The sequence below is a fragment of the Pseudoalteromonas phenolica genome, assembly GCF_001444405.1.
GTDB lineage: Bacteria > Pseudomonadota > Gammaproteobacteria > Enterobacterales > Alteromonadaceae > Pseudoalteromonas > Pseudoalteromonas phenolica.
Genome location: NZ_CP013188.1, coordinates 437,734 through 456,583, shown reverse-complemented (window position 1 = coordinate 456,583; position 18,850 = coordinate 437,734). Strand labels below are relative to the sequence as shown.

Sequence of the window (18,850 nt, the reverse complement as noted above, 5' to 3'; positions counted from 1 at the left end):
TAGTTAAAATAATGAAGGAACATAACTTAATCTACTTATCTGTAAGTATTATCTTAATTGCTTTGGTTGACTCCATAGGCGCATTATTAGGCTTTTGGTCTATTGAAGGCGCTGAAAGAAATCAAATATTAATTTGTGAAAGTCTCATCCTATTCGCATTATTAACAAATAGCTGGCTTATTTATCGAAAAACCATCGCTATCACTCAATACCCTGCACATAAACAAATTGCTTTACTCAGTTTTGGTAGCCTTTTCTTATGCTTATTAGGTGATGTTACCAATTTCAATCTTCCTGAAACCTTTTATCGATATGAAAGCGCCATCAAGCATGACTATTTAGCCGATTCTATTTATTTTTTCTTGCCGGGCTATACCCTACTTTTGCTCGCAGGTATTCGCGCCATCGAATTAAACACCAAAGATAAACGCTTTATCAGATACCCTGTGATCGCTGGCTGTGTGGTAGGTATGATCTCCATGGTTATGATGCATCTTCCTAACACGGGTTGGTTTATCACAATTAGCACAGGTATTTATGCCATGCTGATTGGCGTTGTGGGTTTTACTGGCCTTGCCTTTATCTTATCTTGCGGTGGGTTTGAAGCATCTAAAAGCGAACTCCTGGTCGGCATGGGCTTTATTTTAGCAGCGGTGGCCGATGCAATTATTGGCAACTTTTGGATTTACGGTAATCAAGGTGAAGGATTTTATCCACAAGTCAGATACATTAACTGGATGGTTTATATTGCTTCTCAAAGTCTGGTGATCCATTTACCGCATCTACTTGTAATAAATTCTAAGTATTTCCATGATAAAAACAGCAAGATTACAACCCCGTGACATAACCGAGGCAACAATGAACGACCAGTACCAAGCTAATAATATCTTCGCAAAAATTCTCAAAGGCGAAGCGCCTTGCATTAAAATTTTTGAAGATGACTATACGCTCGCTTTTATGGACATCATGCCACAAAAAGAGGGACATGCTTTGGTTATTCCAAAACAAGCTGCCACAACTATTTATGACCTAACAGATCAAGCAGCGCTAGCATGTATGAAAACAGTACAGAAAGTCGGTAAAGCTGTTGAACAAGCCTTAAATGTACAAGGGACTTCGATTGTACAGCATAATGGCAATGCCGCTGGTCAAACCGTACCTCATTTCCATTTTCATGTAATTCCCGGCTCTCTTCATGGATTAAAAGCACATGCACAAGTTAAAAGTGAACTTGAGCAGATCCAAATAATCGCCGAAAAGATTAAAAAGTTCATCTAAAGCGTTCATTTGCTAAGCAGTTAAAACCGTCTAACCTAGTATGTAGGGCATTATTTTTAAAACAATGAACACTTACTTAGGCGAGATTTTATGTCTCAGCAATCTAGTCCACAGGGGCTCAATCGCTCCATTTATATTGCCATTGTTGTCAGCGGCTTTATTCATGCAGTCACATTTTTCTTAGCTAAATCTTCTTTTTCACAATGGCGCTGGCAGCATGTTCCTTTTCATAGTGCCATTGAGGTATTTGGCGGTGCTATTGCTATTTTTGTATGTTTCTTATTACTGAATTTAGAGAAAAACAAGCGAGGTACCAGCTTTAATATTCCTATTGCTGCTGCAATAGGCGCTATGGGAATTTTAGACATATCACATGCCTTAGTTGAGCCTGGTAAATTGTTTGTATGGTTTCATTCCATAGCAACTTTTTTTGGTGGCATTTTCTTTCTTTTGGTTGTTTTACCATCATTTATACAAACAAGGCTTAAAAGCACGTTTGTTTATCTAGTACTTTGTATTGCCATTTTGCTCGCCGCATTTTCATTTATTTACCCACAACTTGTTCCAGAAATGGTGATAGATGGCCGATTCTCAACCTTTGCAATCATGCTCAATACCGTCGGTGGCACCTGTTTACTAATTGCATCAGTAAAACTGTATTACAGTTATAGACAAGACAAAAAAACAGACGACCTCCTTTTTATTTTGCATTGCTCTATGTTTGGCCTTGCAGCCATCATGTTTCAGCAATCATTTTTGTGGGATCTATCATGGTGGGGATGGCACTTGCTACGTCTTTTAGCCTACGGTGTTGCACTCTGGTTTGCCCTTTTGAATGAAAAGTATTTATTTGCGCAATTAAAACACTCCGTAGATAGAGCCGAGAAGCATGTCGAGATCACAGAAAAACAACAAGCAGCCATTCTTAGTAGCTTAAATGATGCTATCGTGGTGGTAGATCGATTTAGCAAAATTAAGCTTTTTTCAGCCAGTGCCGAATTAATGTTTAAAATACCTAAAGAAGAAGCGTTGAAAATAAACTGCAATCAAATAATGGCATGCTCACAACACGCAAACATTATTTCTGCTTTTGAAGATGTCTTGTCCCATCAAAAAGCCCCTGACCATAAAGTAAAGCTCTCTGGCATTAAAAAAAATAACAATGTATTTCCATTAGATGTTGCAGTAACAAAACTTGATTTAGAGGGCGAATTACACTTTATTGCTGTTATTAGAGATATATCTGTGGAGGTTGAACAAAAAAGAAAATTAAAACAAGCAGTCAAAGATGCTCAGTCTGCAAATATAGCAAAAAGTGCTTTTTTGGCAAATACCAGTCACGAAATTAGAACGCCAATGCATGGGTTATATGGAAACCTTCAGCTACTTAGAGATTTAAACTTACCCCCGACAGCGCATCAGTATGTCCACAGTGCAATAAGTTGCTCAAAGAATTTAATGGTAATCATAAACGATATTTTAGATTTTTCTAAAATAGAAGCGGGTAAGCTAGATATTGAGTCTGTTAAATTTGATCTTAGTGAACTGCTCGAGAATATTCGACTCGAAATGAGCACGCAAGCAGAAAAAAAAGGGCTCAGTTTCGATTTCAAAAGCCACATCGCACATGCTCATTGGCAAGGTGATCCTGTTCGAATTTACCAAGTATTAAATAATATAGTGTCGAACGCACTTAAGTTTACTCAAACTGGCTGTGTTTCATTCATTTCAGAATATGACGCTCAATCGAGTAGATTAAAATTTACAATAAAAGATACCGGTATTGGTATGTCAGAAAGTGACATTGGTAAACTATTTAATCGATTCGAACAAGCTGACATCACAACAACCCGAAAGTACGGCGGAACTGGTTTAGGAATGTCCATAACTAAATCATTAATTGAACTTATGGGAGGCCAGATAAGTGTGCGAAGCTGGCTTGCTGTTGGATCTGAATTTACCGTTACTATTCCCTCTGAGAAATCCACTTCGAAAGAGCCCCCTGAGCAAAATGCAGACACAATAATAAAGTTTAGCAATTCACATATTTTACTTGTAGAAGATAATAAGATGAATCAAATGATTGCTAATGCAATGCTTGCTGAAACCCAAGTTCAAATCACTTTAGCTGAGAATGGACAAGAAGCGCTCGATATACTTCATGAGCATATCGATTTAGTTTTGATGGATATTCAAATGCCAGTCATGGATGGCATTGAAGCAACGAAACATATAAAAACCATAAGATCTGATTTAGTCGTTATTGCACTCACTGCAAACGTATCTACTGAAGACATCGTCATCTATAAATCAACAGGTTTTGACGATGTGATAGCAAAACCCGTTGATAAAAAACAAATGCTTTCGACATTATCGAAATACCTCTGAATATTTTAATCTGAATTCCTTTCATTTGGTAAATCAGATAAATATTCAACAAACTCGACTTCAAAGCCATCAGGGTCGATAAAATACATGTTTTTTCTAAATGGGTGGTCAGTACCTATTTTATCTATATCAAACCCTGCCGCTAGCATTCTCTTTGCTAGTGCCTCGATGTTTTTAACAACATAAGCAAAGTGTGCAAGCCCCACTTGGTGCCCTTCTAACTTACGGTTGTCCCCCTCACCATGGTCGCTCAAGGCTAGATAATGATAGTCATCTCCAAAATGCACCCAAGTGCGCTGTTTGCCGTACCATTCCCCCGTCCCTTTACTGCGAATAAACCAATGTGGAAATGCCGCTTGATAAAACTTTAGTGAACTTTCGATATTACTGACAACTAAATTTACATGTTCTAAATACATAATGCGCTCCTTACTTATTAGCCATGGTTGCGTTAAAAAGTTGCGTGATTCTTTCGATTATTGTTGTTTGCTTCATTGTCTTCATCCTTTGATTACTTTCTTGTTTGCTGATTTGATGAGGCCACTTTAAAAGCTCAAGTTAACTTGAGGTAAAGTGTAAATTTTCCGATTAGTAAGATTGATAAAATTGATGTGTAACAAAAGAGCGTAGCTAAACGCCATAAACAATATGAACATTCAGTTCCGAAATCGTCGAGTAAAGGCATTCTTCTCTCTTTAATATCTACCCCGTTAAATAACTCAACCCGTACGAGGAAAGTATTATGTTTAGAGAACTACATCACCAAAGAGATCCTTTAATTCTTTGTAATGTTTGGGATGCCGCGAGCGCCATCATTGCTGAGAAGCTTGGTTATCAAGCAGTAGGTACATCAAGTGCCGCCATTGCGACGTCACAAGGTAAAACGGATGGTCAAAACACCGATTTTGAAACATTATTGACGGTAGTGAAACAAATATCAGAAGTAACACCCTTGCCACTCACTGTAGATATTGAATCCGGCTATGCTGACACGCCACAAGAGGTTGTCGATAACATTGCAAAACTTGCCGACTTAAAGGTAGTTGGTATTAATATCGAAGATAGCCACTTAATAGATGGCCGCAGAACATTAGTCGATAAGCATGTTTTCACAAAGAACCTTTCGCAAATCAAAACGCTATTGAATGATGCAAATATAGAAATGTTCATCAACGTGCGCTCAGATACATATATTGTTGATGCGGAGACAGCTTTACCTGAAACAATCGACCGTATTCGTCTATACGAAACTGTAGGGGCTGATGGTATCTTTCTACCCTGCTTAACGGCTCCTGACGATATCGCCAAAATCGTCGCTCACAGCTCTTTGCCTCTCAATGTAATGTGTATGCCAAAACTTGCTGGTTTTGAACAACTGAAACAACTCGGTGTAAAACGTATTTCAATGGGTAATTTAGTTTATGATAATATGCTGGCCCACTTAGAAGACACGATGTTATCTATTAAGCAACAAGGCTCTTTTGAGCCATTACATTTTAGTGACTAGGTTTTAAAACGATTAAGTTATTTATCGTCTCCATTATCCTCTTTTCGCTTGGGTTGCTCTTGCTTCGCTTTAGCAACATTTTTAAATGCTGGAGGAGGTATTGGAAACAAAGAAATCAGTGGCATTAACGCCATAAATAAATAGGCGCCCTTAGGCATTTTTTTTGCCCATTTTGTCGCCTTCCTTCCCAATATAGCAAGTAACAAAATAATTAAAACACCTAACCCTATGGTTAAAAAATCCATTTTAACTTCCAAACATATTGATTAATGCATAATCAAATTAATTGGGATTTATCGCCTAATTTCAAGTTTACCTGAAAAATTAAGCCCTAAAAGTAATTTCGTTTTGACATCACATCGAAAAAGATCAAATATAAATGGTAATTATTTCTATTTATATTTGATCTTTTTTTCATTATGGATAACAAAAAAACACTCATACAAGAAACGATGCTTACTTGGCAAAATACAATTTGTGAGGGTAATACAGCGTTTGAAAATAATCGCTATGTTACTGCTGATAAGTTGTATCAAGATTGCTTAGGACATCTGGCTGATATAGGTGGCTTTATCACCTCAAATACCCCACCTCCTACTTCTTGGGTTGTTGACCAATTTGTACCAGCTTTAGTTGTGTCGTATTTGAATTTAGTCGACTCATCAATGGCCCAAGGAAAGCATGAAATCGCATGTGACTTTTTGATTGAAGGATATAACGTCGTTTGTGACTGCGCTCACTGCTTGCTTAGTACGACCCAAGATGAAAACCATTATTTATTTTCCAAACACCTATCTCAACTACAGCATCATTCATTTGCAATTAGAAAGCACCTGACTCAATCACCAAGCTTACTTAATAAACTAGAAGAAATTTCAGACCCATATTCCGTCACATCGATGACTTATCACTAATATATCTATCCACAACCGAAGGAGTGCTTAAATGCCATTCACACTGCCAAAACTGAATTATCAATACGACGCCTTAGAGCCACACATTGATACAAAAACAATGGAAATTCACCATACCCTACATCATCAAACTTATGTAAATAAAGCAAACGAAGCGCTTGCTGAAACAGAGTTCTCAGATAAAAGTGACGAATGGTTGTTAAGAAATATCAAAACATTGCCAGCCTCGTTACAAGGTGCTGTAAGAGATCATGTTGGTGGTCATCATAACCATAGCTTATTTTGGGAAGTGATGTCTGAAGACGGCGGGCAACTACAAACAGGGAAACTGGCCGATGACATTAATAAGGCATTTGGTAGCTTTGAAACTTTCAAAGAACTTTTCATCAAAGCTGCTCTCACACGTTTTGGTAGCGGCTGGGCATGGCTCGTGGTAAACGAGCAAGGTGAATTGCAGGTTACGAGCTCACTTAACCAAGACAGTCCGTTAATGGATAACTTAATACCAATATTGGGCTTAGATGTATGGGAACACGCTTACTATTTAAAATACCAAAACCGTCGCCCTGAGTATATTAACGCTTTCTTTAATGTGATTAATTGGGCCGAGGTAGAACGTCGATACTTAGAAGTGATTTAATATAATTACGTGCTTCAGATCAATAATCCTGAAGCACGACATAATCACACCATTCGTTTTAACAAATCAAATTTATCTATATCATTTAGACCTAGATCTTCAAATTGTGTATTGATTTGATTGCTAAAATTAAGCCTCTGGTTTTCTTCATCTTGCTTTTCTTTGCCAGCCAGTAAGTCGTCTATTTGCAACTGTAATTGTGCTCTCAAATCGGCGGTCATATTTCTTAACTTTTCTTTATCAGAGCGGTGTAATGCTGAATCTTCATCAATATCTTGTTCGGCCAAAGATAGCATTTCCATGCGTACTTTTAACTCTTTATAATCTAGATAATTTATACCTAAGTTATTGAAAATAAGTGCCTCATTGATTTCTGATGGTGATATTTCCACATCAAACGGCATTTCCACAATCTCTATCATGGTCTCTTTATAAGTTTCAAGAGCGCGTTCTCTATCACTCAAAGTATCGTCAACCCGCTCAGAGGCTTTTTCTCTAGCAGTGTTATAAAGGTGCTTCGCTTGTTCTGAAAGAGGCAAATTTTTAGTTAAGACACCAACCGCTGATTCAGGTTGATATTCATTAGGTTTACCAACATCATGTAGCAAATTAGCAAATGATGCATGTTTATTTAAACTGTCTTCTTGTGACCCAAAGTGTGCTTTGTTAAAGCTTTGATAAGTATTTACCGTAGTATGAACTTTCATTGCCTTCCTTAGTCCTGAAAAGATAAATGAGCTAAAATTTGCGTTCATAATTTAAAAAGCAAACTTTGTGCCATACAAAAATACCAATTTAACACTTAAAAAAGACTTAAAAATAACAAACATAGGCAATAACCTGCCCGTTCAAATAGCCTACATTCTACCTGTTGCCACAAAACAACAACTTTTACCTCCTAAACTTTGAATTGTTTAATTTCGTGATTTAACCGCTCCGCCATATCTAATAACTCTTTTCCTGACACGGAGTTGTTTTGTGCACTGGTTGATATTTCATTAATGCTCAAATTAAAGCCTTCAATAGAGCTGGACATTTCACTTGTTACAGACGTTTGTTCTTCGGTGGCCGTTGAAACTTGAATATTCATAGATGCGATTTCACTCACTGAGCTACTAATTGCTTGAATCTTCTGAGACGAATGCTCAGCCATTTCTACACTTCTCGACGCTCTGACTTCAGCATCTGACATAGCTGAAGCCGCATTATTGGCCTGAGTTTGTAATTTACTGATCATGTCCTTTATATTTTCTGTCGCTTTCTGAGTATTATGAGCCAACGTTCTTACTTCATCTGCAACAACCGCAAACCCTCTTCCAGATTCCCCAGCCCTAGCAGCTTCAATCGCAGCATTGAGGGCTAACAAATTCGTTTGCTCTGCAACGCCTTGGATCATCATTACAACTTGGTTTATCTCTGTAGTTTGATTATTAAGTTCATTAATCAATTTTGCATTATTGACCACAAGCTCAGCAAGTTCATGAATTGCTTGAATACTTTGTTCAATGGTTTTTTGACCTTCAATCGATAAGTTTTCTGCGTCTTCAGCATATGTAGCTGTACGAGATGCATTTTCTGATACTTCAGCAATCGCAGAGCTCATTTCAGTAATTGCTTGCGCTATCATTGCTGTTTGTTGCTCTTGCTCTAGGGCTGAAGAAGCCATTTGATCACCAGAGCTTGCTACTTGAGAAGATAAGCCAGACAAAGAGTTAATGGCAGATGAAATTTGACTTAACATGGTTTGGAATTTATCCATCATCATATTAAAATCAATCGCTATTTTACTGAATTCATCACTGCCGTTTTCTTCAACTCGTATTGTTAAATCTGTGTCTCTGACAACTTGTTCTATGGTTTTTCCCATTTTTGTTAAAGGTGTATTTATACTTCTGTAGATTAAGAAACCCACTGACAACATTGTAAAGACAATAACAATCGACAAAGTAATAAGCGAAAACTCCACTTTTTCGGCTTCTTCATCCCCTTCTATTTTTAAAAGTTGAGCTTGCTTTACCTGATAATTAATCAGATCGCCAAAACTTTCACTGAGTGGATCAAAAGTACTGTAAGTCTCTTTGACAAAAAAAGAATAATCTTTAGCACTAAAAGTGTTCTCTCTAATCTCTGATAGATATATCGCAATCAATTGATCTACTTTTTCTCTTTGTTGCTCAGCAAGGCTAATAAGCCTTTTCTCTTCTGTACTCGTTACATTCTTTAAATATAATTGCCAATTTTTTCTGGCAACCTCTTGTGCCTTTAAAATATCTGCTATGGCTTGCTCTTTAGATACAGCACCACCTCTGAGCTTATGGAATGTGTCAACTATGATGACGGCATAATCGTCAGACACGACTTTGATTTCTTGCATTGGAATGACACGAAGGTCGTATAACTCATCCAAATCATGAACGATAATTTTGACTTCTTTTAACGTAAAAAGCGTCGCACCTATGAACAAAATAATAGGCACACATGCGAGTAAAATGAGTCTAGATTGAACGGTTAAAGAATTAATCATAGTCAATGAGCACGAGGTTATTTTGACTAAGTATTGACCATGATCTAAGTAGACGCAAAAAAGAGGTTATTAAAACCTCTTTTAAAAACATAACTTATTAGCTATTTAGAGAAATCCATCGAGCTTTTATCTCATCAATGACCGAAGGGTCTTCAATCGTAGATGGCACTTTTATCTGTTCACCATCAACTAGCTGTCGAAGGTTTTTTCGCAATATTTTACCCGATCGAGTTTTAGGTAGCCGCTCTACTACTTGAATAGTTTGAAGACAGGCAATCGCACCAATTTTAGCGCGGATAGAAGACCGAATTTCATTTGCAATTTCAATATCTTCTTTAGCGCAACCCTCTTTAGTAACTACCATCGCAATAGGTACTTGCCCCTTCAAACTATCTTTACTCGCAAAGACAGCACATTCTGCTACGCTAGGGTGTGCTGCAACGACTTCTTCCATTTCCCCAGTCGATAAACGATGACCCGCCACGTTAATTACGTCATCGGTCCGCCCCATAATGAACAAGTAACCATCATCATCTATGTATCCACCGTCACCAGATAAATAATAGCCATCATATTGAGAAAGGTAGCTTTGTTTAAAGCGTTCGGCATTGCCCCAGATAGTTGTTAAGCACCCTGGAGGAAGTGGCAATTTAACGGCAACCACACCTTGCTCATTTGCTTTACATTGACTGCCATCCATATCAAGAATATGAACCTGATAACCAGGCACAGGTACAGTAGAACTCCCTGCTTTGGTCGGCAACATTTCAATGCCGACAGGGTTACATGCAATCGGCCACCCTGTTTCTGTTTGCCACCAGTGGTCAATAACTGGTAGGCCCGTTTTTTCTTGCAGCCATTCATACGTCGCTGGGTCTAACCGTTCACCTGCCAAGAATAGCTTCTCTAAACTAGACACATTGTATTTTGCTAACAATTCTGCCTCGGGATCTTGCTTTTTGATCGCTCTGAAAGCTGTCGGCGCACTAAACAACGCATTGACTTTATATTCTTCTACCACTCGCCAAAATGCGCCTGCATCTGGAGTGAATACCGGTTTACCTTCGTATAATACTGTGGTGCAGCCATAAATTAGTGGCCCATAAACAATATAAGAATGACCGACGACCCAACCTATGTCAGAGGCGGCCCAAAATACTTGTCCTGGCTGCATGCCATACACTGTTTGCATACTGTAATTAAGTGCAACCGCATGACCACCTTGTTCACGTAATACACCTTTTGGAGTGCCTGTTGTTCCAGAAGTGTAAAGAATATAAAGCGGGTGAGTTGCAGGAAGTGGTAGAGCATCAGTCGGTTGTGCTTTTTCAAGTATCGCTTGCCAATCCAAATCTCGCTTAGCTTGTAATTGCGCTTTAATTTGTGGCCTTTGAAAAACCACACAATGTTCTACTTTATGCTCAGCAAGCTCAAGCGCTTCGTCTAGCATCGGCTTGTATTCAATAATGCGACTGGGTTCAACCCCACAAGATGCAGTGAGCACAAGTTTAGGTTTAGCATCATCAATGCGTATAGCGAGTTCACGCGGGGCAAAACCACCGAACACCACTGAGTGCACCGCACCAACTCGTGCGCAAGCTAACATGGCGATAGTCGCTTCCGGGACCATCGGCATGTAGATAACTACACGATCACCTGCTTCAACACCTAGATTTTTTAAGCCACCAGCAAACAAGCTGACAGCTTCATGTAGTTGATTATAAGTATATGTGCGTTTTTGTTCTGTAACCGGCGAGTCATAAATAAGCGCCAACTGCTCGCCTCTGCCCTGTTCAATATGATGATCGAGTGCCAAATAACAGGTGTTCAGCTCTCCATCGGCAAACCAGTGGTCAAGTTGCTCATCGCATTGGCTGACACCTTGAGTAGGCTGTGTAAACCAGTTCAATTTTTGAGCTTGCTTAAGCCAAAATGCCTCTGGGTCATTAAGAAAGTCTTGATAAAAAGACTGATAGTGTGTGTTTGTTGTTGTCATAATAGTGCCTTTAATTTCGCCAAATAACCTTGGTTAATTTATGGTCTTTAGACTCTCACGCTAGTTTACGCTGACGTTAAAGGACACTAGACTTTAGTCGATTGAAGGAATTCAAATCTGATTAAGTTGCTGTTTAGAGATTACCGGAAACTCTTTCAATACACTGTATTTAAAGTATAAATTTGTAAATATAGCCGTTTTAGAAAGTTTATCGAGAGACCTTAAAAAGTCTTTCCCCGATTGCTGTTGCGACATTTTACAACATGCCTGATACGCATTGATAAGCTCCACAATAGAGTTAAACTGAGCGTTTTGCTGTTTTAATTTGTATTGCGCTTCAATAAAAAATGCCACACCACTCCAATATACTCGCTGTTGAGCGTTAAGTTGCCACATATTACTGGCTACGCTACTCAAACGTGCGTCTTTAAGATATGACAAGCGATAAGTATTAGCCTTACCCCTTTCAAGCCCAGCTTTGATACGCATCATCATATTCTCGTGCGTGATAACCCCGCTGTCTTTCATGATTTGATTTTGCAAAAAAGTCGCCAACCCCTCACTTATCCAAAAGTCTTTATAGTTTAATAATGGGTGATACAAATGCGCTAGCTCATGATAAAGCGTCCAATCATTTTTTAACTGTTTTAGACTTGCATAGCGACTGAACTGCAACTCTACTCCATCTTGAGAACCGCGAATGACTTCAGCCCAAGGCACCGCTTCAAAGGCAAAATATTGTGGTTCAAGATAAATTGGCACAGCTTTTTGCTTTAAAGGCCCGAGCGTTTTTTGCGTTGCTTCTAAACCATAATTTATCCAGCTTTTTACTTTCGTTTTCTGCGACTCATTGAGTTTTGAAAGCCCTATAAAATCTGCTTGAGCATATACGAGCTGTGTGGACAAACTGAATTGAGAAAATACAAATAATAAAAACACGAACATGTAAATAACCTTCAAATGCCACCTCAAAATATGTAAGCCCCTAATATAATACTCCGCCTAAGTAATTTTAGATGACCTGTGAAAGTTGGTTTTACATTCAGTGCCGATTTTGGCTAGTAGTCTGGCACTTTCCACATATAATGAACATATTAAGAGTTAATTGGAGCTGCTATGCTCAGCTTAGAAACCTGTCAAAAAGCCCGCTTTTCAAGAGATCCCCGTTTCGATGGGAAGTTCTTCATTGCGGTAAAAACAACTGGCATTTTTTGCAGGACTATTTGCCCAGCATCGCCGCCAAAAGAAGAAAATGTAGAATATTTTAAAAATGCCGTGCAAGCAGCTGAAGCAGGTTATCGTCCATGCTTACGCTGCCGACCAGACAGTGCGCCTAGTTCTGCAGCTTGGCAGGGAAATGGCGCAACATTAACTCGCGCCGTTCGCTTAATTGACGAAGGTGCACTGCAAGAAGGGTCCATCATCGACCTCGCCACACGGTTAGGTGTCAGTGATCGATATTTAAGAAAATTATTTAAAGAGAAAATAGGTGTTTCCCCCAAAACCTATGCACTCTATCAACAATGCTTGTTTGCCAAAAAGCTGCTGCATCAAACCAGTTTACCCATTACCGAAATTGCGCTCGCCAGTGGCTTTGAGAGCATTCGCCGTTTTAACGACTGCTTCAAACAACAACTTAAACTTACTCCGACTCAAATGCGTAAACAGACGAACAAAAATAATGCAAAACTGACTTTAAAATTATCTTATCGCCCACCATTTGATTGGCAAAAGATGCAGCGTTTTTTATCTGCCAGACTCATTCCTGGGCTAGAGTGGATTGGCGATAACTTTTATGGTCGCAGCTTTATTCATAAAGATGTTAAAGGGCAATTCACCGCTCACCATCAAGCTGAAAAACATCAATTTTTGGTCGAGATAAGCCTAGAAGACAATCGTGTTCTCAAGCCTGTGGTCAGTAATATTCGCCGTGTGCTCGATTTAGACGCCGAACTCGTGCAAATAGAGCAAGACTTAACTGACGCGCTTGGCACAAATACATTGATCAGCTCAGGGTTGCGCTTGCCTGGTATTTGGGATGTGTTCGAAGCAGGTATGCGCGCTATTTTAGGTCAACAAATATCAGTAACTGCAGCCAAAAACTTAGTGATAAAACTGGTCGAAACCTTGGGCGAAAAAGAAGCCAACAACCAAGAATCGAACGGTGAAAATGTGCTGTACTTCCCGGCGCCCGGAGCCATTGCGCAAAGCGACTTAGCATTTTTTAAAATGCCTGAAAGTCGCAAACAAACTATTACAAGATTTGCTCAATTTGCTCAAAACCAACCCATTGAAGCACAAAATCCAGATAACTGGCTGGCACTTAAAGGCATTGGCCCTTGGACTGCAAATTATGCCAAAATGCGCGGTTTAAGTGACCCAGATATATTCCTAGCTACTGATCTAGGGGTAATTAAAGCACTAAAAGCACATGCTGATTTTGACTCCGAAAAAGCCGCACCATGGCGTAGCTACCTTACTTTTCAACTATGGGACAAACTATGATGTATTGTGATTACTTCGAAAGCCCGCTTGGCACGATAGAAATAAAAGCAACCGATAAAGGAATATGTCAGCTTATTTTCTGTGGCGAACATAAAGAGTCTGTTGTACCGTCAAAACTCATTACCCAGTGCATTGCGCAACTTGAAGAATACTTTGCAGGCACTCGCCAAAATTTCGATCTTCCCCTAGACCCTGTTGGCACAGAGTTTCAAAAATCGGTCTGGCAAGCGTTGTGTGATATTCCATTTGGCCACACTTACTCATATTTACAGCTCGCAGAGCGCCTTAATAACCCAAAAGCCGTGCGCGCCGTCGGTGGTGCAAACGGCAGGAATCCAATAACTCTAATTGTGCCCTGTCACCGAGTTATTGGCGCATCGGGCACGTTAACTGGTTACGCTGGAGGCGTTGAGCGAAAACAATGGCTTCTAGCACACGAAGGCGTGTCTGGGTTTGCCAAACCGCTCGTACTGGATGAAGTCATCTATACTCGACAAGATAAAACACAATTTTTACGCTAGCATCATATGAATAGAACGATCTGAAACTATCTACACATCGTAGTTACAGAAGTTTAGCACTTTAAAGCACTAAAAATTTGTATGGATAAAAGTAAATCAGTCCCCACTTCTCGTTTATCACGGCTCAGTAAATTTGGCTTGCTTGCCTCAAAGGTCGCGGGTAACGTGCTGTTAGACGGAGCAAAGTCCGTCGCTAAAGGTGAAAAGCTCGATAAACAGTCGTTGATCCTCTCCCCTAAAAATATCGAGAACCTAGCAGAGCAGTTCGCGCAATTAAGAGGCGCGGCAATGAAATTGGGGCAACTTTTATCAATGGACTCGGGTGAAGTGTTACCTCCCGAATTAAGTAAATTATTAGCAAGACTGAGATCAGAAGGTCATGCTATGCCCCATAAGCAGTTAGTCGGCGTACTTAAGTCGCATTGGGGAGTTCATTGGCTCGATAAATTTTCTCATATTGAGCTAAAACCCTTTGCCGCTGCTTCTATTGGCCAAGTTCACAAAGCCACACTTGAAAATGGTCAAAAATTGGCTGTAAAAATCCAATATCCGGGGATCGCAAAAAGCATAGAAAGCGATGTCGATAATCTTGCCAGCCTTCTAAAAATGAGCGGCTTATTACCCAAGCATATTGATATAGCGCCGCTCATTTCTGAGGCAAAACAACAGCTTTTAGATGAATCTGATTATCAACTTGAAGCTCGCCATCTACAGCACTATCAAAAGAACCTTGCAAGCTTTGAGCAATTTAAAATACCCAAGGTAATTAACGATTTAACCACCGAGCATATTCTTAGCATGGAATTTGTCGAAGGTATCGATTTAGAAGCCTGCGTGTCTTTGCCTCAAGAACAACGTAACACCCTTGCTAGCGATTTAATCTATTTATTTTTCTTCGAGCTTTTAAAATTTAATACTGTGCAAACAGACCCTAATTTTGGTAATTATCTTTATCAGCCCGATACCGGCAAAGTAGTATTATTGGACTTTGGCGCAACCCGTGTGCTTCCACAGACCGTCTGTAATGGTTATTTTGCGCTTTTTTCGGGTGCCCTATCTGAAAACCGTAATTTAATTGCTTCAGCCGCTGAACAAATTGGTTACTTCGATTCAGAAATAGATTTGGAGTATAAACACAAAGTAATTGATATCTTTATGCTGGCTTGTGAACCCCTAAGACAGGACAAAGCATATGACTTTGCTAAGAGCCCTTTAGCAAAACAGATCCGCGACAAAGGGCTTGAAATGAGTACCGATAAATCTAAATGGCACTCTCCACCCATCGACGCACTATTTATTCATCGTAAACTGGCAGGATTATATCTTATCGCCGCAAAGCTCAATGCCAAAGTGAATGTACAACAGTTGTATAAATCCTTCTTGCAACAAGCAAAACTGGCTCAAGAATAACTCTCGGTGTAGCATGAGGTAATAGCTACTATCAAAAGGAATACCCTGTGAATTTAAATCAGGTTACGCTGCCAGTTAAGAATATGCCTATGGCCGTAGAATTTTACCAAACGCTTGGCTTTAAATTGATAGTCGACACCCCACACTATGCAAGGTTCATGTGCCCTGAAGGTGAAGCAACTTTTTCTCTGTCTTTGGAAGAGTATGGCTTTAATAATGGCACCACTATTTATTTTGAGCATGAACAATTAGATGAGTGGGTTGCCGAGTTGCAAGTGAAAGGCATTAAATTCGAGCAACTGCCAACCGATGAGCGTTACTTATGGCGTGAAGCCGTGCTGTATGACCCATCAAACAATAAGATCAAACTCTATTGGGCTGGCGAAAATAGATTAAATCCACCATGGCGCGTTAATCCAGATTAGGGCAAATGCGCTATTTTTTAAAATTTCATGATAGTTCTCATACCAACCCTCTTAATTAAGTGATCTATTTTGAGGCCAGGAAAGTTTGTCGTTAACACCGCTCATGCATCCTGCTATTTCCGAGGTCCCTACATCCCTGTAGGCAAGGCGAAAATTTTGCTATTTAGTTGTTCTAAATGAGGAGTATTAACGCGGTTAGCCGCAGCTTTAGTCCCTCAAAATGATTCAGTATTCTTGAGAGTTGGTATAATACAGTTACCATTTCAAAATATTCTCCACCATTTTCAACTTATCGTTGTATACCTTTAAACCCAAACTATGCAGCACAGCAAAAGCACTAAAGGACGGAATATTTATGACACGTTTGTGTTGACTGAACATTAAACTAAATAAAAGCCCATATACTTTAGTTGGACTAAATTGGTTAGGTCGCTTCATGTGCCATTGATCATCACCTTCTGTCGGCAAGGTACATGGAAGATGTTCAGGGTAAGCTTGCCAAGGTGCACTCAAAGCTTCTGGAAATGCATACTGTAAAAAGTCATGATAAAAACGGTGCTTTCTGACTCTTGAAATAGGCTGAGATAACACATGACGCAATACTTTCCATGAGTGAAAAGGTAAACAAAAATCCATTTGGTAATCATCAACTTTATCAAATGGGATCGCTAAGTGATGATGTTGCTCATTGAGCAGTAAAAACAGATAATATGCCTTGTCTAAAGGCAAATCACCAAACTTTTGCAATGAACGTATTACGTTAGATTTAAGCGTCTTTTGCATTCCTTCAGCGCCGCGGATAATCGATTTAGGTATGTAAGCGAACTGTTGAGATAGATATGCATCGGCTAAATGTTCAACATCTCGAGTTAAAGCTGCTTGATACACTTTTTCTGAATAATAAATAACACCTAGCCCGACACTACCGCCATTCCCTGACCATGATAGCCCAGGACGAGTTACACGATAATAATCAGGATGAGTACCATTTCGCCAATGTTTGCCCAACCTATCTTCAACTGTTTTCGCTTGCGTGTCCTTAATCTTGATGACATCAAGATTAATATTTTGGCTATCAGCAAAAGCTTGAGCACAATATAAGTCTTGTGTTTTACTCTCAGAAAAATTTAAAGCGGAAATATTTAAATTTCTACGTTTCAATAAACAAGCGATAAGTCTTGAGTCAAGGCCACCGGAAAGCGTGGTTAAAACATGTTTATCATTACCCAAATATTTATCAACGTTATTATCTAAGTCTTGCTTTAATCCCTCTAAAGCACCTTCATAATATTCTCCTACCTTAGCCAGTGCGCACCAATCAAAATATTGAGTTTTTCTTACTCCTAAACTTGATGCTTGCACGCGATGACCAGGCTGAATACACGCAATCTCTTCATAATGCGTATGATCAAACAGGTAATAACCCAATGTCGCATACTCCATCATACCTTCTTTGTTACAAGTAAGGGCAATACCAAGCTCTTTTAACAAACTAAACTGTGTACTAAAGATGAATGCCCCTTCGAAACTCATATAATAGAAAGGACGGATCCCAAGTGCATCTGTTGCAATATCCAAACAGTTTGTTTGATTGTTATATCGAGCCATACAAAATGCACCTTCACATGATTTCAACATGTTATCGGTATAATTTTTATTTAGGGTATCTAAGTCTCTCACTCTATCGGAAGACAAAAGCGGGTGGCCTATAAGCGTTGCAAATTGCGAACTTGTTTGCAAAAAAGCGCTAGGTCCAAAAGTTTGATAGTCGAGCGTCGCCATAAATAGAGTGCTTTCATGAACTGAATTAAACTGACCATCAACATGATTTTTTTCTTCTAACTTAAATTTTTCAATAATAAAATCATGTTGTTGCGTCAGCCCAGATGCACAATAAACTCCGAATAATTTCGCCATTTTGATCACCTTTTGAACTGTTAAGTTTCATTTTTAGTTCTTATATAAAACTCAAACTTCATACCAAGCTGACAAAAAGTAATAAAAAGCTTTACCTCAAGTTAAGTTGAGATTTTAAGCTTCATGCCATTCAATCCAAAAGGACGGTCTATAATGGCTAACACAATCATACTTTTCTCAAGCGCAAATCAAACAGGTAACACATATCAACTCACTCAGGCTGTAAGGTCACAACTTGATGAAACACATACACGCTACTTCAACTTAGACTCACATAATTATGCCGATTATAATTATCACAACTTCTATAGTCGGGATGATTTTTATGATATTGCTGACGCATTAGCATGGGCAGACAATATTGTTTTTGCATCTCCGGTTTATTGGCATGGTGTCACTTCTAATATGAAGCGCTTAATTGACCGTATCACTGAGCTGACTGAAAACCCGGAGATTAAACACATAGGTAAAGGGCTTAAAGATAAACAAGGATTTGTATTGACGACTTCTGCCAGCAAAGATGTCTGTCCTGTTTTTGCTGGTTTCTTCGAGAAAGTTTTCCACTATTTCGATATCCACATGACAGAGCTTTTACATTTAGATTGCAGTAAATCATTTACTCTACCCAAGCAACAAATCACACATTTTTCGGCACTATTAAAATAGTGATAAACCAGTTGAAAGGATAATGCCTTTTAAAAGCGACTATTGAAGTCACGCTCCAAAAGGCATATCAAAAAACAATGTAATTTGCAGGGTTATCGCCAGTAACTATTTAGAGCAGCCAGTTTCAATGGCGCTCATAAAGTTTCAGGATACTCCGAG

General features: G+C 39.1%; 18 protein-coding genes. 11 read left to right on the top strand and 7 right to left on the bottom strand.

Annotated features, from left to right (window positions below; genetic code table 11):
- Positions 1-11 precede the first annotated feature (11 nt).
- From PP2015_RS19215 to PP2015_RS19205, 3 genes are all read left to right on the top strand, one after another.
- A complete protein-coding gene (locus PP2015_RS19215; protein ID WP_058032117.1) occupies positions 12-842 on the top strand; it encodes a hypothetical protein in 831 nt (276 codons plus the stop codon).
- Positions 811-1,278, top strand: a complete 468-nt coding sequence (locus PP2015_RS19210; protein WP_227009278.1) for an HIT family protein — start codon at positions 811-813, stop codon at positions 1,276-1,278. Before PP2015_RS19215 ends, PP2015_RS19210 begins: the two co-directional genes overlap by 32 nt.
- 90 nt (positions 1,279-1,368) lie before the next feature.
- Positions 1,369-3,666 (top strand): ATP-binding protein, encoded by a 2,298-nt coding sequence (locus PP2015_RS19205; RefSeq protein ID WP_058032115.1) that lies wholly within the window; start codon positions 1,369-1,371, stop codon positions 3,664-3,666.
- Between the two features lie 5 nt (positions 3,667-3,671).
- Here the strand turns inward: PP2015_RS19205 and PP2015_RS19200 are convergent, their stop codons facing one another.
- Positions 3,672-4,085: a VOC family protein gene (locus PP2015_RS19200; protein WP_058032114.1), complete on the bottom strand. Its 414-nt coding sequence runs from the start codon at positions 4,083-4,085 to the stop codon at positions 3,672-3,674.
- Between the two features lie 323 nt (positions 4,086-4,408).
- Here PP2015_RS19200 and PP2015_RS19195 point away from each other — a divergent pair, with 323 nt between their 5' ends.
- Positions 4,409-5,173 (top strand): isocitrate lyase/PEP mutase family protein, encoded by a 765-nt coding sequence (locus tag PP2015_RS19195; RefSeq protein WP_058032113.1) that lies wholly within the window; start codon positions 4,409-4,411, stop codon positions 5,171-5,173.
- A 17-nt stretch (positions 5,174-5,190) separates the two neighbouring features.
- Here the strand turns inward: PP2015_RS19195 and PP2015_RS19190 are convergent, their stop codons facing one another.
- Entirely contained in the window at positions 5,191-5,418 is a 228-nt protein-coding gene (locus PP2015_RS19190) for a hypothetical protein (protein WP_058032112.1), read from the bottom strand.
- 174 nt (positions 5,419-5,592) lie between these two features.
- Here PP2015_RS19190 and PP2015_RS19185 point away from each other — a divergent pair, with 174 nt between their 5' ends.
- Together PP2015_RS19185 and PP2015_RS19180 are read left to right on the top strand one after the other, a co-directional pair.
- On the top strand, positions 5,593-6,087 hold the full coding sequence (locus PP2015_RS19185) for a hypothetical protein (RefSeq protein WP_058032111.1): 495 nt from the start codon (positions 5,593-5,595) through the stop codon (positions 6,085-6,087).
- Between the two features lie 31 nt (positions 6,088-6,118).
- Positions 6,119-6,727 carry a superoxide dismutase gene (locus PP2015_RS19180; RefSeq protein ID WP_058032110.1) on the top strand — a complete coding sequence of 203 codons (609 nt, stop codon included), beginning with the start codon at positions 6,119-6,121 and terminating at the stop codon, positions 6,725-6,727.
- Between the two features lie 44 nt (positions 6,728-6,771).
- Here the strand turns inward: PP2015_RS19180 and PP2015_RS19175 are convergent, their stop codons facing one another.
- The 4 genes from PP2015_RS19175 to PP2015_RS19160 all read right to left on the bottom strand — a co-directional run bounded on the left by PP2015_RS19175 (position 6,772) and on the right by PP2015_RS19160 (position 12,192).
- A complete protein-coding gene (locus tag PP2015_RS19175) occupies positions 6,772-7,434 on the bottom strand; it encodes a hypothetical protein (RefSeq protein WP_058032109.1) in 663 nt (220 codons plus the stop codon).
- Positions 7,435-7,625: 191 nt separating this feature from the next.
- A complete protein-coding gene (locus tag PP2015_RS19170; protein ID WP_058032108.1) occupies positions 7,626-9,251 on the bottom strand; it encodes a methyl-accepting chemotaxis protein in 1,626 nt (541 codons plus the stop codon).
- 97 nt (positions 9,252-9,348) lie between these two features.
- Positions 9,349-11,247 (bottom strand): propionyl-CoA synthetase, encoded by a 1,899-nt coding sequence (locus tag PP2015_RS19165; protein ID WP_058032107.1) that lies wholly within the window; start codon positions 11,245-11,247, stop codon positions 9,349-9,351.
- 111 nt (positions 11,248-11,358) lie between these two features.
- Positions 11,359-12,192: a hypothetical protein gene (locus PP2015_RS19160; RefSeq protein WP_058032106.1), complete on the bottom strand. Its 834-nt coding sequence runs from the start codon at positions 12,190-12,192 to the stop codon at positions 11,359-11,361.
- A 171-nt stretch (positions 12,193-12,363) separates the two neighbouring features.
- Here PP2015_RS19160 and PP2015_RS19155 point away from each other — a divergent pair, with 171 nt between their 5' ends.
- From PP2015_RS19155 to PP2015_RS19140, 4 genes are all read left to right on the top strand, one after another.
- On the top strand, positions 12,364-13,752 hold the full coding sequence (locus PP2015_RS19155) for a DNA-3-methyladenine glycosylase 2 family protein (RefSeq protein WP_058032105.1): 1,389 nt from the start codon (positions 12,364-12,366) through the stop codon (positions 13,750-13,752).
- Positions 13,752-14,273, top strand: a complete 522-nt coding sequence (locus PP2015_RS19150) for a methylated-DNA--[protein]-cysteine S-methyltransferase (RefSeq protein ID WP_058032558.1) — start codon at positions 13,752-13,754, stop codon at positions 14,271-14,273. Before PP2015_RS19155 ends, PP2015_RS19150 begins: the two co-directional genes overlap by 1 nt.
- Before the next feature lie 81 nt (positions 14,274-14,354).
- Positions 14,355-15,683 carry an ABC1 kinase family protein gene (locus tag PP2015_RS19145; RefSeq protein ID WP_058032104.1) on the top strand — a complete coding sequence of 443 codons (1,329 nt, stop codon included), beginning with the start codon at positions 14,355-14,357 and terminating at the stop codon, positions 15,681-15,683.
- Positions 15,684-15,730: 47 nt separating this feature from the next.
- A complete protein-coding gene (locus PP2015_RS19140) occupies positions 15,731-16,108 on the top strand; it encodes a VOC family protein (protein ID WP_058032103.1) in 378 nt (125 codons plus the stop codon).
- 255 nt (positions 16,109-16,363) lie between these two features.
- Here the strand turns inward: PP2015_RS19140 and PP2015_RS19135 are convergent, their stop codons facing one another.
- Positions 16,364-18,025: an asparagine synthase-related protein gene (locus PP2015_RS19135; protein WP_058032102.1), complete on the bottom strand. Its 1,662-nt coding sequence runs from the start codon at positions 18,023-18,025 to the stop codon at positions 16,364-16,366.
- Positions 18,026-18,178: 153 nt separating this feature from the next.
- On the opposite strand from PP2015_RS19135, the gene PP2015_RS19130 reads away from it, so the two are divergent.
- Positions 18,179-18,691, top strand: coding sequence for a flavodoxin family protein (locus PP2015_RS19130; protein ID WP_058032101.1), 513 nt, complete (start codon positions 18,179-18,181; stop codon positions 18,689-18,691).
- Positions 18,692-18,850 lie beyond the last annotated feature (159 nt).

Excerpts from the sequence above, each read along its gene's own strand:
- PP2015_RS19160 (WP_058032106.1), bottom strand. The coding sequence starts at position 12,192 with ATGTTCGTGTTTTTATTATTTGTATTTTCTCAATTCAGTTTGTCCACA.
- PP2015_RS19130 (WP_058032101.1), top strand. The coding sequence starts at position 18,179 with ATGGCTAACACAATCATACTTTTCTCAAGCGCAAATCAAACAGGTAAC.
- PP2015_RS19170 (WP_058032108.1), bottom strand. The coding sequence starts at position 9,251 with ATGATTAATTCTTTAACCGTTCAATCTAGACTCATTTTACTCGCATGT.
- PP2015_RS19190 (WP_058032112.1), bottom strand. The coding sequence starts at position 5,418 with ATGGATTTTTTAACCATAGGGTTAGGTGTTTTAATTATTTTGTTACTT.
- PP2015_RS19155 (WP_058032105.1), top strand. The coding sequence starts at position 12,364 with ATGCTCAGCTTAGAAACCTGTCAAAAAGCCCGCTTTTCAAGAGATCCC.
- PP2015_RS19135 (WP_058032102.1), bottom strand. The coding sequence starts at position 18,025 with ATGGCGAAATTATTCGGAGTTTATTGTGCATCTGGGCTGACGCAACAA.
- PP2015_RS19200 (WP_058032114.1), bottom strand. The coding sequence starts at position 4,085 with ATGTATTTAGAACATGTAAATTTAGTTGTCAGTAATATCGAAAGTTCA.
- PP2015_RS19180 (WP_058032110.1), top strand. The coding sequence starts at position 6,119 with ATGCCATTCACACTGCCAAAACTGAATTATCAATACGACGCCTTAGAG.
- PP2015_RS19175 (WP_058032109.1), bottom strand. The coding sequence starts at position 7,434 with ATGAAAGTTCATACTACGGTAAATACTTATCAAAGCTTTAACAAAGCA.
- PP2015_RS19215 (WP_058032117.1), top strand. The coding sequence starts at position 12 with ATGAAGGAACATAACTTAATCTACTTATCTGTAAGTATTATCTTAATT.
- PP2015_RS19210 (WP_227009278.1), top strand. The coding sequence starts at position 811 with ATGATAAAAACAGCAAGATTACAACCCCGTGACATAACCGAGGCAACA.
- PP2015_RS19150 (WP_058032558.1), top strand. The coding sequence starts at position 13,752 with ATGTATTGTGATTACTTCGAAAGCCCGCTTGGCACGATAGAAATAAAA.
- PP2015_RS19165 (WP_058032107.1), bottom strand. The coding sequence starts at position 11,247 with ATGACAACAACAAACACACACTATCAGTCTTTTTATCAAGACTTTCTT.
- PP2015_RS19195 (WP_058032113.1), top strand. The coding sequence starts at position 4,409 with ATGTTTAGAGAACTACATCACCAAAGAGATCCTTTAATTCTTTGTAAT.
- PP2015_RS19145 (WP_058032104.1), top strand. The coding sequence starts at position 14,355 with ATGGATAAAAGTAAATCAGTCCCCACTTCTCGTTTATCACGGCTCAGT.
- PP2015_RS19185 (WP_058032111.1), top strand. The coding sequence starts at position 5,593 with ATGGATAACAAAAAAACACTCATACAAGAAACGATGCTTACTTGGCAA.
- PP2015_RS19205 (WP_058032115.1), top strand. The coding sequence starts at position 1,369 with ATGTCTCAGCAATCTAGTCCACAGGGGCTCAATCGCTCCATTTATATT.